The organism is Kitasatospora sp. NPDC057936, assembly GCF_042887525.1.
GTDB lineage: Bacteria > Actinomycetota > Actinomycetes > Streptomycetales > Streptomycetaceae > Kitasatospora.
This window is the reverse complement of sequence record NZ_JBHVPD010000012.1, coordinates 50,821-65,881: the sequence shown is the minus strand read 5'-3', so window position 1 is coordinate 65,881 and position 15,061 is coordinate 50,821. Positions and strand designations below refer to the sequence as shown.

The 15,061-nt window shown below is 70.6% G+C and carries 11 protein-coding genes; 7 read left to right on the top strand and 4 right to left on the bottom strand.

The genetic code is table 11. The annotated features are described in order from the left end of the window. Nucleotides 1–63 precede the first annotated feature (63 nt). From chvE to mmsB, 3 genes are all read left to right on the top strand, one after another. Nucleotides 64–1,158: a multiple monosaccharide ABC transporter substrate-binding protein gene (chvE, locus tag ACFVU9_RS09375; RefSeq protein ID WP_387591579.1), complete on the top strand. Its 1,095-nt coding sequence runs from the start codon at nucleotides 64–66 to the stop codon at nucleotides 1,156–1,158. A gap of 100 nt (nucleotides 1,159–1,258) precedes the next feature. Beyond that, nucleotides 1,259–2,806, top strand: coding sequence for a multiple monosaccharide ABC transporter ATP-binding protein (gene mmsA, locus ACFVU9_RS09370; protein WP_387591576.1), 1,548 nt, complete (start codon nucleotides 1,259–1,261; stop codon nucleotides 2,804–2,806). Nucleotides 2,807–2,809: 3 nt separating this feature from the next. Beyond that, a complete protein-coding gene (mmsB, locus tag ACFVU9_RS09365; RefSeq protein WP_387591573.1) occupies nucleotides 2,810–4,045 on the top strand; it encodes a multiple monosaccharide ABC transporter permease in 1,236 nt (411 codons plus the stop codon). Between the two features lie 232 nt (nucleotides 4,046–4,277). Here mmsB and ACFVU9_RS09360 read toward each other — a convergent pair whose 3' ends face one another. Both ACFVU9_RS09360 and ACFVU9_RS09355 read right to left on the bottom strand, forming a co-directional pair. Continuing rightward, the gene (locus tag ACFVU9_RS09360) at nucleotides 4,278–4,640 is read right to left on the bottom strand and encodes a DUF1304 domain-containing protein (RefSeq protein WP_387591570.1); all 363 of its coding nucleotides are present in this window, start codon (nucleotides 4,638–4,640) and stop codon (nucleotides 4,278–4,280) included. A gap of 42 nt (nucleotides 4,641–4,682) precedes the next feature. Continuing rightward, on the bottom strand, nucleotides 4,683–4,943 hold the full coding sequence (locus ACFVU9_RS09355; protein ID WP_387591689.1) for a winged helix-turn-helix transcriptional regulator: 261 nt from the start codon (nucleotides 4,941–4,943) through the stop codon (nucleotides 4,683–4,685). A 278-nt stretch (nucleotides 4,944–5,221) separates the two neighbouring features. On the opposite strand from ACFVU9_RS09355, the gene ACFVU9_RS09350 reads away from it, so the two are divergent. From ACFVU9_RS09350 to ACFVU9_RS09335, 4 genes are all read left to right on the top strand, one after another. Continuing rightward, nucleotides 5,222–6,583 (top strand): jacalin-like lectin, encoded by a 1,362-nt coding sequence (locus tag ACFVU9_RS09350; RefSeq protein ID WP_387591567.1) that lies wholly within the window; start codon nucleotides 5,222–5,224, stop codon nucleotides 6,581–6,583. 104 nt (nucleotides 6,584–6,687) lie between these two features. Continuing rightward, on the top strand, nucleotides 6,688–8,616 hold the full coding sequence (locus ACFVU9_RS09345) for a phosphatase PAP2 family protein (RefSeq protein WP_387591564.1): 1,929 nt from the start codon (nucleotides 6,688–6,690) through the stop codon (nucleotides 8,614–8,616). A gap of 96 nt (nucleotides 8,617–8,712) precedes the next feature. Beyond that, entirely contained in the window at nucleotides 8,713–9,963 is a 1,251-nt protein-coding gene (locus ACFVU9_RS09340) for an FAD-binding protein (protein ID WP_387591561.1), read from the top strand. Between the two features lie 195 nt (nucleotides 9,964–10,158). Next, nucleotides 10,159–11,832: a hypothetical protein gene (locus ACFVU9_RS09335; RefSeq protein ID WP_387591558.1), complete on the top strand. Its 1,674-nt coding sequence runs from the start codon at nucleotides 10,159–10,161 to the stop codon at nucleotides 11,830–11,832. 50 nt (nucleotides 11,833–11,882) lie between these two features. Here ACFVU9_RS09335 and ACFVU9_RS09330 read toward each other — a convergent pair whose 3' ends face one another. Continuing rightward, entirely contained in the window at nucleotides 11,883–13,307 is a 1,425-nt protein-coding gene (locus ACFVU9_RS09330; protein ID WP_387591555.1) for a non-reducing end alpha-L-arabinofuranosidase family hydrolase, read from the bottom strand. A 96-nt stretch (nucleotides 13,308–13,403) separates the two neighbouring features. Continuing rightward, entirely contained in the window at nucleotides 13,404–14,879 is a 1,476-nt protein-coding gene (locus ACFVU9_RS09325) for an endo-1,4-beta-xylanase (protein WP_387591552.1), read from the bottom strand. Between the last annotated feature and the right edge of the window lie 182 nt (nucleotides 14,880–15,061).

Sequence of the window (15,061 nt, the reverse complement as noted above, 5' to 3'; positions counted from 1 at the left end):
CGCGCCCGGCCGCCCGGCTGCCGGGCGGCGCCGTGCCGGTCGCGGAACATCACTGGAGGAACTGTGCGGAAGCTTTCAGCGGGCCTCGTCGCCGCGGGTCTCGCCCTCTCCCTGGCAGCCTGTGGCCAGAGCGCCAACGGCGTCGGTGACGGCGCGGGCAAGGGCGACGCCAAGGGCGGTCTCGTCGGCATCGCCATGCCGACCAAGTCGTCGGAACGCTGGATCAACGACGGCGACAACATGGTCAAGGAGTTCCAGGCCAAGGGCTACAAGACCGACCTCCAGTACGGCGACAACGTGGTGGAGAACCAGGTCTCCCAGGTGGAGAACATGATCACCAAGGGCGCCAAGCTGCTCGTGATCGCCGCCATCGACGGCTCCTCGCTCACCAACGTGCTGCAGAAGGCCGCCGACGCGCACATCCCGGTCATCTCCTACGACCGGCTGATCCGCGGCACGAAGAACGTCGACTACTACGCGACCTTCGACAACTACAAGGTCGGCGTCCTCCAGGGCGGCTACATCGTCGACAAGCTCGGGCTCAAGGACGGCAAGGGCCCGTTCAACATCGAGCTGTTCGCGGGCTCGCCGGACGACAACAACGCCACGTTCTTCTTCAACGGCGCGATGAGCGTGCTCAAGCCGTACATCGACCAGAAGAAGCTGGTCGTGCAGAGCGGCCAGGCCGACTTCAACCAGGTCGCCACGCTGCGCTGGGACGGCGGTCTCGCCCAGTCCAGGATGGACAACCTCCTGAGCAAGGCCTACACCTCCGCCCACCTCGACGCCGTGCTCTCGCCGTACGACGGCATCTCGATCGGCATCCTCTCCTCGCTCAAGGGCGTCGGCTACGGCACCGCCAAGTCCCTGCCCGTCGTCACGGGCCAGGACGCCGAGCTGGCCTCGGTGAAGTCGATCATCGCGGGCGAGCAGACCCAGACCGTCTACAAGGACACCCGCCAGCTGGCCAAGGCCGCCGCCCAGATGGGCGACGCGGTGCTGACCGGAGGGAAGCCCGAGGTCAACGACACCAGCCAGTACGACAACGGCGCCAAGACCGTCCCGGCGCAGCTGCTCCAGCCGGTGAGCGTCGACAAGGACAACTACCGGCAGGTCCTGGTGGACAGCGGCCAGTACACCGCCGACCAGCTGAAGTAGTCCGGCGGGCCCGCCCGGCGGGCCCGGCTCCCGACCGGCGGTGCGGGGCCGGAGAACCCGTGGCCACCGCACCGCCCCCGAACGATACGGAAGCACAACCATGGCTGGACCCGTTCTCGAAATGCGGTCGATCAGCAAGTCGTTCCCCGGCGTCAAGGCACTCTCCGAGGTCAACCTGGCCGTCGGCGCGGGCGAGGTGCACGCCGTCTGCGGCGAGAACGGCGCCGGCAAGTCCACCCTGATGAAGGTGCTCAGCGGCGTCTACCCGCACGGCGACTACGAGGGCGAGATCCTCTTCGAGGGCGAGCCCTGCCGGTTCAAGGACATCCGGGCCAGCGAGCAGCGCGGCATCGTCATCATCCACCAGGAACTGGCCCTGGTGCCGTACCTGTCCATCGCCGAGAACGTCTTCCTGGGCAACGAGCACGCCACCCGGGGCATCATCAGCTGGCACCGGACGCTCACCCACGCCGCCGACCTGCTGCGGCAGGTCGGCCTGGACGAGAGTCCGCACACCAGGGTCGCCGACCTCGGTGTGGGCAAGCAGCAGCTGGTCGAGATCGCCAAGGCCCTGGCCAAGAAGGTCAAGCTGCTCATCCTGGACGAGCCGACCGCCGCGCTGAACGACGAGGACAGCCGCAAGCTGCTCGACCTGATCCTCGAACTCAAGGCCCAGGGCATCTCCTGCATCATCATCTCGCACAAGCTGAACGAGATCGCCCGGGTCGCGGACGCCGTGACCATCCTGCGCGACGGGCGGACCATCGAGACCATCGGGATCGGCCCCGGGGGCATCTCCGAGGACCGGATCATCCGCGGCATGGTCGGCCGCGACCTGGAGCACCGCTACCCCGAGCGGACCCCCGACATCGGAGAGGTCGCCTTCGAGGTCGAGGACTGGAGCGTCCGGCACCCGATCGACCAGCAGCGGATGGTGGTGGACGGCGCCTCGCTGACCGTGCGGCGCGGTGAGATCGTCGGCATCGCCGGCCTGATGGGCGCCGGCCGCACCGAACTGGCGATGAGCGTCTTCGGCCGCTCGTACGGGCGGTGGGCCGCCGGCCGGGTGCTGCTGCACGGCCGGGAGATCCGCACCCGGACGGTGCCCGAGGCGATCGGGCACGGCATCGCGTACGTCACCGAGGACCGCAAGCACTTCGGCCTCAACCTCATCGACGACATCAGCCGGAACATCTCGCTGAGCGCGCTCGGCAAGGTCTCCCGGAACGGCCGGGTCGACCGGCACGAGGAGGCGAAGGTCGCCGAATCCTTCCGGCGCACCATGAACATCAAGGCCCCGACGGTGTTCACCCGGACCGGCACGCTCAGCGGCGGCAACCAGCAGAAGGTCGTCCTCAGCAAGTGGATCTTCGCCGAGCCGGAGGTCCTCATCCTCGACGAGCCCACCCGGGGCATCGACATCGGTGCGAAGGCGGAGATCTACACCGTCATCGCCGAGCTGGCCGCCGAGGGCAAGGCCGTGCTCGTCATCTCGTCCGAACTCCCCGAACTCCTGGGCCTGTGCGACCGGATCTACACCATGGCCGAAGGCCGGATCACCGGTGAGGTGGCCCGGGCCGACGCCACCCAGGAATCCCTCATGCGGCTCATGACCATGAGCGCCGCATCCAGCAACGAGCAGGTGTGAGGCATGGCCCCGACCGAGATCATCCCGGATTCGTCCCCGAAGGCACCGCAGGCCGGTCCCGGCCCCTCCCTCGGCGGCGTGCTGGCCCGCGCGCTGCGCGGCAACGTGCGCCAGTACGGCATGCTGGTCGCTCTCGCGCTGATCGTGCTGCTGTTCCAGGTCTGGACGGACGGCATCCTGCTCCAGCCGCTCAACATCACCAACCTGATCCAGCAGAACGGCTACATCCTCATCCTGGCGATCGGGATGATGATCGTCATCATCGCCGGGCACATCGACCTCTCGGTCGGTTCGCTGGCCGCCTTCGTCGGGGCCGCGGCCGCGGTGATGATGGTCAAGCACCACGTGCCGTGGCCGGTGGCGATGCTGGCCGCGCTGGTGGTCGGCGCCCTCGCCGGCGCCTGGCAGGGCTTCTGGATCGCCTACCTCGGCATCCCGTCCTTCATCGTCACCCTGGCGGGCATGCTGCTGTTCCGCGGCGGCACCCAGATCCTGCTGCAGGGCCAGTCGGTCGCGCCGTTCCCCAAGGGCTTCCAGAGCATCAGCAGCGGCTTCCTCCCCGAGGTCGGCCCGCACACCAACTACCACAACCTCACCCTGCTGCTGGGCCTCGCGGTACTGGCCGTCGCCGTCCTCCAGGAGGTGCGCGGCCGCCGCCAGACCGCCTCGTACGGGCTGGAGGTGCTTCCGCTCGGGCTGTTCCTGGCCAAGCTCGCCGTGATCACGGCGGCCGTGCTCGTGTTCACCCTGCTGCTGGCCAGCTACCACGGTGTGCCGATCGTCCTGCTGATCCTCGGCGCCCTGCTGGTCGGTTTCGGCTACCTGATGCGCAACTCGATCATCGGGCGGCACACCTACGCCATCGGCGGCAACGAGGCCGCGGCCAAGCTGTCCGGGGTGAAGAGCAAGCGGGTCGTCTTCCTCGCCTTCACCAACATGGGCGTCCTCGCGGCGCTCGCCGGGCTGGTCTTCGCCGCGCGGCTCAACGCCGGCACCCCGCAGGCCGGCATCAACTTCGAGCTGGAGGCGATCGCCGCCGCCTTCATCGGCGGCGCCTCCGCCAGCGGCGGCGTGGGCACCGTGATGGGCGCGATCATCGGTGGCCTGGTGCTCGGCGTGCTGAACAACGGCATGTCGCTGGTCGGTGTCGGCACCGACTACCAGCAGGTGATCAAGGGCCTGGTGCTGCTCGCAGCGGTGGGCTTCGACGTCTACAACAAGCGCAAGGCCGGTTCCTAACCCCCCAGAGCTCGGGTGGGGAGCGACACACCGTGATGAGGGCACGGCGTCGTTCCCCGCCCGTTTGTCATCCTCCCGAAGTCCTTTCCGTGCAGACTTCCCCATGCGCGAAGTCCGACAAGGCACTTCCCGAGCCCGGTGAGAAGACAGGAACCGAAAAGCACGAGGGGTGCCTCTCGGTAGAGGCACCCCTTGGTGGACCGGTCATTCGGGCTTTCGGTGAGCAGGGATTTCAGCGGGCCAGCAGCACCAGGACCAGCACGATCAGCGCCGGCACGGTCTGCACGAACAGGATCTTCCGGGAGGAGGTCACGGCCCCGAACACCCCGGCGACGGCGACGCAGGACGTGAAGAACACCCGCGTCTGGAATCCGACCGGGTCGGCGGCGAACGCACCCCAAAGCAGCCCGGCCGCCAGGAAGCCGTTATACAGGCCCTGGTTGGCGGCCAACGCCTTGGTCCCGAGCGCGAACTCCTCGGAAGTCCCGAAGGAGGCCCGGGCCCGGGGAGTGGTCCACAGGAACATCTCCAGGACCAGGATGTAGACGTGCAGGAGGGCGAGCGCGACAACCGCGATCACGGCAACTGTGGACATACCAGGCATCCTACGCTGCCACGTCAAGCATCTGACCGGTCGTCAAGCGGATGCACCCCTGGGCGGGAGGTGACACGCGATCAGACCGCCGAGCTCCCCAAACTTCCCCGGCGCAGCGACACCTTGGCCTTCGCCGCGGTGGGCCCGCTGGTCGCACTCCACCTGGCGCGCCCGGACCACGTCCGCGTGGACGACCGTCCAGGCGCATAACTGGCCGGACGGTTCCAGCAGGGACCGCCCGAGTGGGGTGAGCGAGTATTCGACCCCGACCGGCGAGGTCGGCAGCACGCGGCGCACGATCATCCCGTTGCGCTCCACCCGGCGCAGGGTCCGGGTCAGGACCGGTGGGTCACGCCGTCGATGCGGCGCGTGATCTCGTGTTGAACCACCTGGGCTCGTCGAGCACCGCCATGAACAACTTGTTAACGCTAACATAACTTTCCCGCGAGACCTGTCATGGCCTGGTAAATACACAGGTCAGAGGCGTTTCATGAGCGTTCCGGCGGGGTTGACGCGCTCATGGTTCGCTCATACGCTCCGGGCACCGGATCCCGTCGCCGTACTCCGATCGGAGCACACCGATGTCGAAGTCCCGCCTCCGCCACACCCTCGTCCGCTCCCTCCTCGTGAGCGCGCTCGGCACGGCTGCCGCGCTCGGCGGCCTGACCGGCGCGCCGGCCGCGCACGCGGACACCGGGGGCGGGTCGTTCTCCGTGCTGACGTACAACGTCGCCGGGCTTCCGCAGCCGGTGAACAGCGCCCCGACGGAGCGGCAGAGCAGCACCACCGCCATCGGGCAGCGGCTCGGGCCGTACGACGTCGTGCACGTCGAGGAGGACTTCAACTACCACGCCGCGCTGTACGCCGCCGACACCCACCCGTACCGCACGGCCACCAGCGGCGGGGCGGGCATCGGCAGCGGCCTCAACACCCTGTCCGGACTCGCCTACGACACCGACGACTTCGAGCGCGTCAAGTGGAACGACTGCCAGCTCGACTCCGGTGACTGCCTCACCCCCAAGGGCTTCACCTTCATGCGGACCCGGCTGACCGAGGGCGTGTACGTGGACTTCTACAACCTCCACGCGAACGCGGGCACGAACCCCGGCGACGAGACCGCCCGCGCCGCCAACCTGGCGCAGCTCACCGGCTACATCAGGACCCACTCGGCCGGGAACGCCGTCGTGGTGATGGGCGACACCAACACGCGCTACACGCGCGCCGACGACACCATCGCCGCCTTCGCCGCCGACAACCGACTCACCGACGCGTGGGTACAGCTGGAGCGCGGCGGCGTGGCGCCGACCCGCGGCGCCGACCCGCTGCTGTGCGACCAGAACGCGCCCACCGACACCTGCGAGATCGTCGACAAGGTCCTGTACCGCAGCAGCGCGCTCGTCTCGCTCACCGCGACCTCGTACGCCAACAAGCACACCGACTTCCTGGACGGCTCCGGCAAGATGCTCTCCGACCACGACCCGGTCGCCGTGGGCTTCACCTGGAGCCGGAACCCCGCCTACCTCGCGAGCGAGCAGTTCGGCGGCCCGCACGGCGACTTCTACGACGACATCGACCGCGTCGCGCCCGGCGCCCGGGTCAGCACGGTCGGCCTGCGCTCCGGCGCCCGGGTCGACCAGGTCGGGCTGACCCTCGCCGACGGCACCACGCTCACGCACGGCGGCTCCGGCGGCACCGCCTCCTCGCTCACCCTGGGCAGCGGCGAGTATGTGAGCGCTGCCACCCTCTGCCAGGGCTCGCGCGACGGTCACACCCGCATCTTCTACGCCTCGTTCAGCACCAACCTGGGCAGGTCCCTGGCCGGCGGCACCACCACCGCGGACTGCGTGACCCGCACCGCGCCCGCCGGCTGGCAGATCGCCGGGTTCCACGGACGCGCCGGCGACGAGGTCGACAAGCTCGGCTTCCTGTTCACCCGTCGCTGACCACCCCGCACTTCCCCGGCCCGGGCCGCCACCCGGGCCGGGGAACCCCCGTCGTTCCCGAGCACCGTTCCGCCCGCCGGGCCCACCACCGCAGGAAGACCAACGTGAACGATCACCGCACCCTGGACCGCCGCCGCTTCCTGCGGAACTCCGCCGGCACCTCGGTCGGCATTCTCGCCGGGCCCACCGCCTTGAGCCTGCTGGCCACCCCACAGCAGGCCGCCGCCGCGCCGGCCGGCCCCGCCCAGGGCGCCGCCTTCGTCGACTCCTACGCGACCAACACCATGGCCGACCTCAGCCCGGAGGGGAATGCGGCCGTACGCATCCTCACCGGGATGAACCGGGTCTGGCACACCGGCGCTTCCTGGAACGACGGCTCACCGCTGCTCACCGACGTCCTGCGCGCCAATGTGCGCTACTGCGTGCAGGTCACCACCGAGCGGACCGACGCGGAGGCCCGCGAGGCCTTCATCTACGACCGCCAGCACCAGAGTTACGCCGTCATCGCCGGCCTCGGCCCGCTCGCCGACCTGTACCGGACGGGCGCCCGAGCCGTCACCTCGATCACCACGGCGCCCGACGCCACCCCGCCCGCGAAGGTCGACGACGCCGTCCCCGCCGACGCGCCCGCCGGCTCCGCGCTCGGCCCCGGGGCCGTCGACTCGGAGCTGGGGCAGGTGGTCGCCCTGGTCAACACGCTCCGCGGACCGTACGCCTCGGGCAACCCCGCCAAGTACGCGTACCGGTACCCGCGCCCCTGGCGCCTGAACGAGGACAGCGCGGTGGTCGACACCGGCGCCACCGACGCCCTCGGCTACCCGGTCTACGACACGGACGTCGTCGTCGCCGCGCAACTGCTGCGCCAGCGCGGCAGCTCCGCGGTCGACGACGGCGGCTTTGTGAGCGGTCACACCAACGCCTTCCACCTGGCCGCGCTGGCCCTCGCGTACGCGGTGCCCGAGCGCTTCCAGGAGCTGGTCACCCGGGCCTTCGAGCTCAGCCACACCCGGATCACCGCCGGCATGCACTCCCCGCTCGACGTCATCGGCGGCCGGACGCTCGCCACGGCGCTCGCCGCCGCCACGCTCGCCGACCCGCGCAACGCCGCCCTCAAGGCCGCCGCCCGGAGCCAGGCGGCCGCGTACTTCCGGTCGAAGACCGGCACCACGCCCGACACCCTGTACGCCTTCGCCCACGGAGGCGCTCCAGCCGAGGACCCGTACGCCGACCGCGAGGCGAACGCCGAGCAGGTCACCCCGCGGCTGACGTACGTCCTGCGCCGTAGCGGCCCGAACGTCCCGATGAGCGTGCCCAAGGGCGCCGAGGTCCTGCTGGAGACCCGCCTGCCCTACCTCGACGCCGCCCAGCGCCGCGAGGTGCTGCGCACCACCGCCCTGCCCTCCGGCTACGTCCTGCTGGACGGACCGGAGATGTGGGGCCGGCTCGACCTGTTCGCCGCGGCCGACGGTTACGGCTCGTTCGAGCGGGACGTGACCGTGGAGCTGAACGCCGCCGACGGCGGGTTCTGCGCGGCCGACTCCTGGCGCAACGACATCGGCGGGCCCGGCGGCCTCACCAAGCGCGGCACCGGGACACTGACCCTGACCGGCACCAACCGTTACACGGGCCCCACCGTGGTGGCGGCCGGAGTCCTCGCGGCCGGCTCCCGCGACGCCCTGGGACGCGGCGACGTGCAGGTCCACGGCGGCACCCTGCGGGTGGACGTCGAACAGGGACCCGTCCGGCTGCGCGGCGACTACCTGCAGGCCGCCGGCACCCGCCTGGAGCTGACGCTCCACCACTGCCACGCCCCGGCCCTGACGGTCGCGGGCCGGGTGACGCTCGGTGGTGACGCGCAGCTCGTCCTGCGGCTGCCGGACTCCCTCGAACCGGACGACGACGTGGTGCTGCCGGTGCTCAACGGGCGTACGCTGCAAGGCAGGTTCGGCAGCGTCACCGTCGACGCGGACGGGTACCGGGCGACGCCGCTCTACACCCACGACGGCCTCGCGGTGCGGTTGACCCGCTGCTGAGCCCCGTTGCCGAGCCCGCCGGTGCGCGGCTCTGTTCGCGCTCACACCGGCACGCCAACGACCTGTGCGCTCGCGAGACCCGAGGAGGCAACGCCCATGACCGTGGCCGCGACCAACTGGGCCGGGAACATCACGTTCGGCGCCGAGCGGTTCCACGAGCCGCGCTCCGTGGACGAGTTGCGGCGGATCGTCGCGGGCAGCCGGTCCGTGCGGATCCTCGGGACCGGGCACTCGTTCAACGCGATCGCCGACACCACGGGCGACTTGGTGTCCGTCGCCGGCCTGCCCCGGGTGGTCGACCTGGACGAGCGGGCCGGCACGGTCACGGTGAGCGCCGCGATGCGGTTCGGCGAGCTCGCCGGGGTACTGGACCGGGCGGGATTCGCGCTGCACAACCTCGGGTCGCTGCCGCACATCTCGGTCGCCGGCGCGTGCGCCACCGGGACGCACGGCTCGGGGGTCGCCAACGGCTGCCTCGCCACGGCGGTCCGAGCCGTCGAGCTGGTCACGGCGGACGGCGCCCTGGTGACGATCGACCGGGACGCGGCGGAGTTCCCCGGCGCGGTCGTGGCCCTGGGCGCCCTCGGCGCGGTCACCCGGCTGACCCTGGACGTGGTCCCGGCGTTCGAGGTCCGGCAGTGGGTCTACGAGGGGCTGCCGACCGCCGTGCTGCGCGAGCGGTTCGACGAGATCATGGCGGCCGCGTACAGCGTCAGCCTCTTCACGGGCTGGCGGACGGACCGCATCGATCAGGTCTGGCTCAAGCGCCGGGGCGGCCCCGACGCCCCCGGGACCTGGCTCGGCGCGGTGCTCGCCGACGGTCCGCGCCATCCCGTGCCGGGGTGTCCGCCCGAACCCTGCACGCCGCAGCTGGGCCTTCCGGGCCGGTGGCACGCCCGGCTCCCCCACTTCCGACCGGACTTCACGCCGAGCAGCGGCGACGAGCTGCAGTCCGAGTACTTCGTCGCCCGCACCGACGCCGTCGCCGCGTTCGACGCGCTGGACGCCGTCAGGGACCGGATCTCACCTGCCCTGCAGATCGGCGAGATCCGCACGGTCGCGGCGGACGCCCTGTGGCTCAGCCCCGCGTTCGAACGCGACTGCGTCGCCTACCACTTCACCTGGCACCCCGACGCGGCGGCCGTGGCGGAGGCGGTCAGGACGGTCGAGGAGGCCCTGTCCCCCTTCGCCGCCCGGCCGCACTGGGGCAAGGTCTTCACCACCACGCCCGAGGTGATCCGGGAGTCGTACCCGCGCTGGGACGACTTCCGGAGGCTGCTCGGCGAGTTCGATCCGGCGGGCACGTTCCGCAACGAGTTCATCGCCCGCCACTTCCCTGCCACGTAGCACCTGCGCTCAAGGGGGGCCTTGCGGCGACCGTGCGCGTTAACGCTAACATTTGCTTGACGGTTCAACTTCATCGGGATTGACTTGGGCACCTCACGTTTCGGTGCATCGCCGCCCAGCACAGAGGACGCCCAGTTGCCCCTGCACTTCATCCGCCATGGCGAGTCCCAGGCCAATGAGGAAGCCCGACCTCCCTTGTCGGAACCGACCGATGTCGTGGTGACCACGCTCGACGCCACCATCGTCCCGGGCGCAGTGGTCGGCCACGGCAGTGAGCGGGCGTACCGCAGGCTCGCCCCGGCGCCCGGTGAACCGCACGTCACGCGAGACGACCTGACCGGGCGCCGGACGGGGCCGCTCCTTTCCCTTCTGCGGTTCGTGCACGTCACCGACCACCAGCTCGCGGACATCGCCTCGCCCGGCCGGATCGACTTCGTCCAGCGGTACGCCGACCGGCGTGGCTGGTCCAGGATGGTACCGGCGTACCGTCCGCAGGAGATCGTCTCCACCCACGCGTTCGAGGCGATGGCCCGCACCGTGGCGAGGCTGGCGAGGGATCCGGGCACACCCGTCCGGTTCGTGCTCACCACCGGGGACAACACCGACAACGCCCAACGCAACGAGCTCCGCCAGTTCCTGACGCTGATGCACGGCGGCGGGAGCGTGGACCCGACATTCGGCGCCAGCGGGAGCGGCGACACCGCGGCGATCCCGTCGTACACCGTGTCCGGCGACTACTACAACCCGGAGCCGAAGTCGCGTGACCGGTACAAACAGAGGTACGGCTTCCCGGACCGGCCGGGCCTGCTGGCCTCGGCGGCCGCGCCGTTCCCCGCCCGGGGCTTCGGCGTCGACTGGCTGGCCTGCTTCGGCAACCACGACTGCCTCGCGCAGGGGCGCGCACCGGTCACACCGGGCTTCCAGGCCGTGCTCACCGGCGACCGACGGCCGGTCGCCGCACCCGCCGCACTGCCCCGGGCGCCGGCCGACGCCTACCTCATGGACCCGGCGGTGCTGGCCGGCGGACCGACGATGACCATCCGGCCGCGAGCGGACCGGCGGATCATCGACAAGACCGAGTACATCCGGGCGCACCTGGACAGCCCCGGCACACCCCGCGGACACGGGTTCAGCGAGTCCGACCTCGCCGAGGGCCGCACCTACTACTGCTACGACGAGGTCCCCGGAGTCCGGGTGATCGTCCTCGACACCACCAACCCCGCCGGCCACGTCACCGGAAGCATCGGAAGGCGCCAGCGCGACTGGCTGGAGCAGTGCCTGATCGAGGTGCACTCCTCCTACCGGGACGCGGCCGGCGCCGAGGTCCGCACGGGCTTCCAGGACCGGGTGGTCGTCCTGGCGTCGCACCACGGGCTGGGCGTGTTCGACAACACCACCGAACGGCCGGACGAGGCGGCGCACCCGGACGCGGACCTGCCGCGCGTACTCGGCGGCGAGGTCGAGGCGCTCCTGCACCGCTTCGGCAACGTGGCACTCTGGCTGGCGGGTCACCGGCACCTCAACTCGGTGACGCCCAGGAGGCGTTCGGGTGGCGGCGGCTTCTGGCACGTCATCACGTCCGGCCTGTGCGAGTGGCCGTCCCAGGCACGGATGCTGGAGCTCCTCGTCGGCACGGACGTCCTGGTGGTCCGCTCCACGATGATCGACCACGCCGCACCGCTCGAACCCGGCGCCGGTCTCGGCCTGTGGGACCTGGCCTCCGCCCATCGCGAGGTCTGCGCCAACGAACCGACCCGCGTCGGTGGTCCGGAGTCGGCGGGCACCGTCCGGGACCGGAACGTCGAGCTCCTCGTCCCGATCCGTCCCGCCCTCTCCGCCACGCTGCGGGCCTGCGGGGCCGGTCGCTGACCGGAAGGACCCCGGCCGGTTCGCGGCCGGGGTCCCCGGGGTCGGGCGGGTCAGCGCTGCAGGGTGAGGAGGCCCGGCCGCCACGGCAGTTGGTCGTAGGGGCCGCTCGCGGTGGGGGACTTGCCCTGGTAGAGGAACTGCAGGTTGCAGGGGTCGATGGTCATGGTCTGGTCGGGGTTGTTGCGGACCAGGTCACCGTGGCTGATGTCGTTGGTCCAGCCGGCGCCGCTGTTGGCCTTGCCCGCGAAGGGGTTGTTCTCGCTCACGGCCTGCGGGGTCCACGAACCGCTGAGGCTGGTGGCCGTGAACGAGCGGAAGTAGCGCCCGTTCGCCCCCGTCGCCTCGACGATCATGAGGTACTGGTTCTGGCCCTGGACCTTGTAGACCTGCGGCGCCTCGAAGAGGTTGCTCTGCGTGTCGCTCATGACCGTCGTGTAGGAGGATCCGAAGTTGCCCGGGAAGTTCCCGATCGGCATGCTCGCCCGGTAGATGCTGCCGTTGTCACCGGCGAAGAACAGGTACATGTTCTGGCCGTCGGCGATCAGGGTCTGGTCGATCGGACCGGTGCCGGAGTTGGGGATGCTGCCGGTGAAGAGCGGCTGGGGCGAGGACCAGCCGTTGGGGTCGGTCGGGTCGCTCGACGTGCGGTAGATGAAGGGCCACGGGCCCCACTGGTACGCCAGCACCCAGATGTTCTTCGGCGCGAAGTAGAACAGCGTGGGCGCCACCGCGGCCTGGCCCATCCCGATCTGGCCGGCGGAGGCCATGTCCGACCAGTTCGCGAAGGGACTGAACATCATCGAGCCGTACGACGAACCCGACACGTTCGACGCGTAGACCAGGTGCTTGCCCTTGTACACGACGTCGGTGAAGTCCTTCACCGACGCCCACCCGTTCGCCGGCTGCGCCAACGCGCCCGTCGACGACCAGCGGTACGTCGTCGGCAGGGCGCAGTTGCCGCCCGGCGGGGTCGACGCGGACAGGCCGGTCCAGCTCTGGTTGCCGCCGCCGTTGCAGGTCCAGATCTCCACCGCCGTGCCGTTGGCCGTACCGGCGCCCGTGACGTCCAGGCACAGCCCGGACTCCACTCCGACCACCGTGCCGTCGGAGTTCACCCGCCACTGCTGGTTCGCGGCGCCGGTGCAGGCCCAGATCTGCACCCGGGTGCCGGGCGTGGTGGCGTGGCCCGGAACGTCCAGGCACTTGTCGCCGTACACGGTCAGCCGGCTGCCGGACGTCGACGTCCACAGCTGGTTGGTCCCGTTCGAGCAGTCGTAGATCTGCAGGGACGTGCCGTCACCCCGGCCCGCGTTCTGCACATCGAGACACCGACCGGAACCCGCACCGCGCAAGGCGCCGGTGGTGGCCGCCTGGGCGGTGCCGGCGACGAGCATGGCCGCCAACGCCGCCACGGCCGCGACCACGGCGGTGAGCACCACGGACGGATGCCTGCGGCTGGACCTTCGTCTGCGCATGGGGACCTCCTTTGTCGACGGATGGAGCTGTCACACGGCTGTGCGGGCGAGGTGCAGGGGCCCGGCGGTGGCACGGGCGCGCCCCCGCGGCTCAGATCACCGGAAGTTCCAGTGCTGGTTGGCGCCGCCGTTGGCGTCCCAGATCTGGACGGCGGTGCCGTTGGCGGTTTGACCGGCGGGGATCTCCAGTGCCCGGCCGCTGGCGACGTTGGTCAGGGTGTAGGAACCGTCGCCGTTCTGGCCGGCCCTCCAGTGCTGGTTGGCGCCGCCGTTGGCGTCCCACACCTGCGGCCTCGTCCCGTTGCCCGTCTGGCCGCCCGGCTCGTCCAGGACCCGGCCGCTGGCGACGTTGGTGAAGGTGTAGGAGCCGTCGCCGTTCTGGTCGGCCCTCCACTGCTGGTTGGCGGCGCCGCCGTTGGCGTCCCAGATCTGGAGGGGGGTGCCGTTGCCGTTCTGTCCCGCGGGCTCGTCGAGCACGCGTCCGGCGGCCACGTCGGACAGGCTGTAGGCGGCTCCGGAGGTGATGCCCCCACTGGGTGTGCCGCCGCTGCCGCCGCCCAGGGCGGCGAGCACCGCACCGTAGGCGGACTTCTTGTTGCCGTTGTTGTCGAACAGCAGCGGGTTCTCGCCGGTGCGCCAGGAGTCGCCGTCGCGGATGCCCCACACGGTGATGCCCGTACAGCGGGCGACGCCGAGGCAGTCCCGGACGGTGTCGGCGTACGCGCCGGCGGGCGCCTGGGCGATGTCGAGTTCGGTGATCTGGACGTCCACGCCGAGCGCGGCGAAGTTGGACAGGGTGGTCCGGAAACTCGGCGGAGGGCCGCCGGCACCGAAGTGGCTCTGGAAGCCGACGCAGTCGATCGGCACGCCGCGGGACTTGAAGTCCCTGACCATCCTGTAGACGCCCTGGGTCTTGGAGTCGGACCAGTTCTCGATGCTGTAGTCGTTGTAGCAGAGCTTGGCCGAGGGGTCGACGTTCCGGGCGGTGCGGAAGGCCTCCTCGATGAAGCCGTCGCCCAGCACGTTCTGGAACACCGAGCCGCGGTGCCGGCCGCTGCCGTCGTCGGCGAAGGCCTCGTTGACCACGTCCCAGGCGTAGATCTTGCCCTTGTAGTGGCTCATCTCGGTGGTGATGTGGTTGTTCATCACGCTGCGCAGGGTGTTGGCGTCGTTGATGGAGCCGACCCAGCCGGGCAGTTGGGAGTGCCAGACCAGGGTGTGCCCGCGCATCTTCTGGCCGTGCGCGGCGGCGTGGCCGACGATCGAGTCGGCGGGGCCGAAGTTGAACGACCCGCGGGAGGGTTCGGTGGTGTCCCACTTCATCTCGTTCTCCGGGGTGATCGTGTTGAACTCCCGGTCGAGGATGGTGGAGTACGCCGGGTCGCCGAGCCTGCCCGCGGCCACCGCCGTGCCGAAGTAGCGGCCGCTGCCGGCCGCCGCCGCACCCAGCGTGGTCGCCCCGGCGCCCTGAGCCGCGGGACTGGCGGCGACGGCCGTGGCCGAGCCGACGACCATGCATGCGGCAGCCGTCAGGACCTTGCGGAGCCGGAGCCTCTTCTTGAGCCGTGGCATGACGGATCGTTCTCCTTGGGTGGGGGATTTCCTGCACACCGATCGGGAACCGGAGCCTCGTCCTGACCGTCGTGCGAGCGCACACGTCGGCCGAGCCGGTCCTGCCGGGCACAGCGGGCTGGTGTGTGCCCCGGCGGCCGAGCCCCTGCCCGTTAACGCTAACAATTGGCAGTGGAGACACT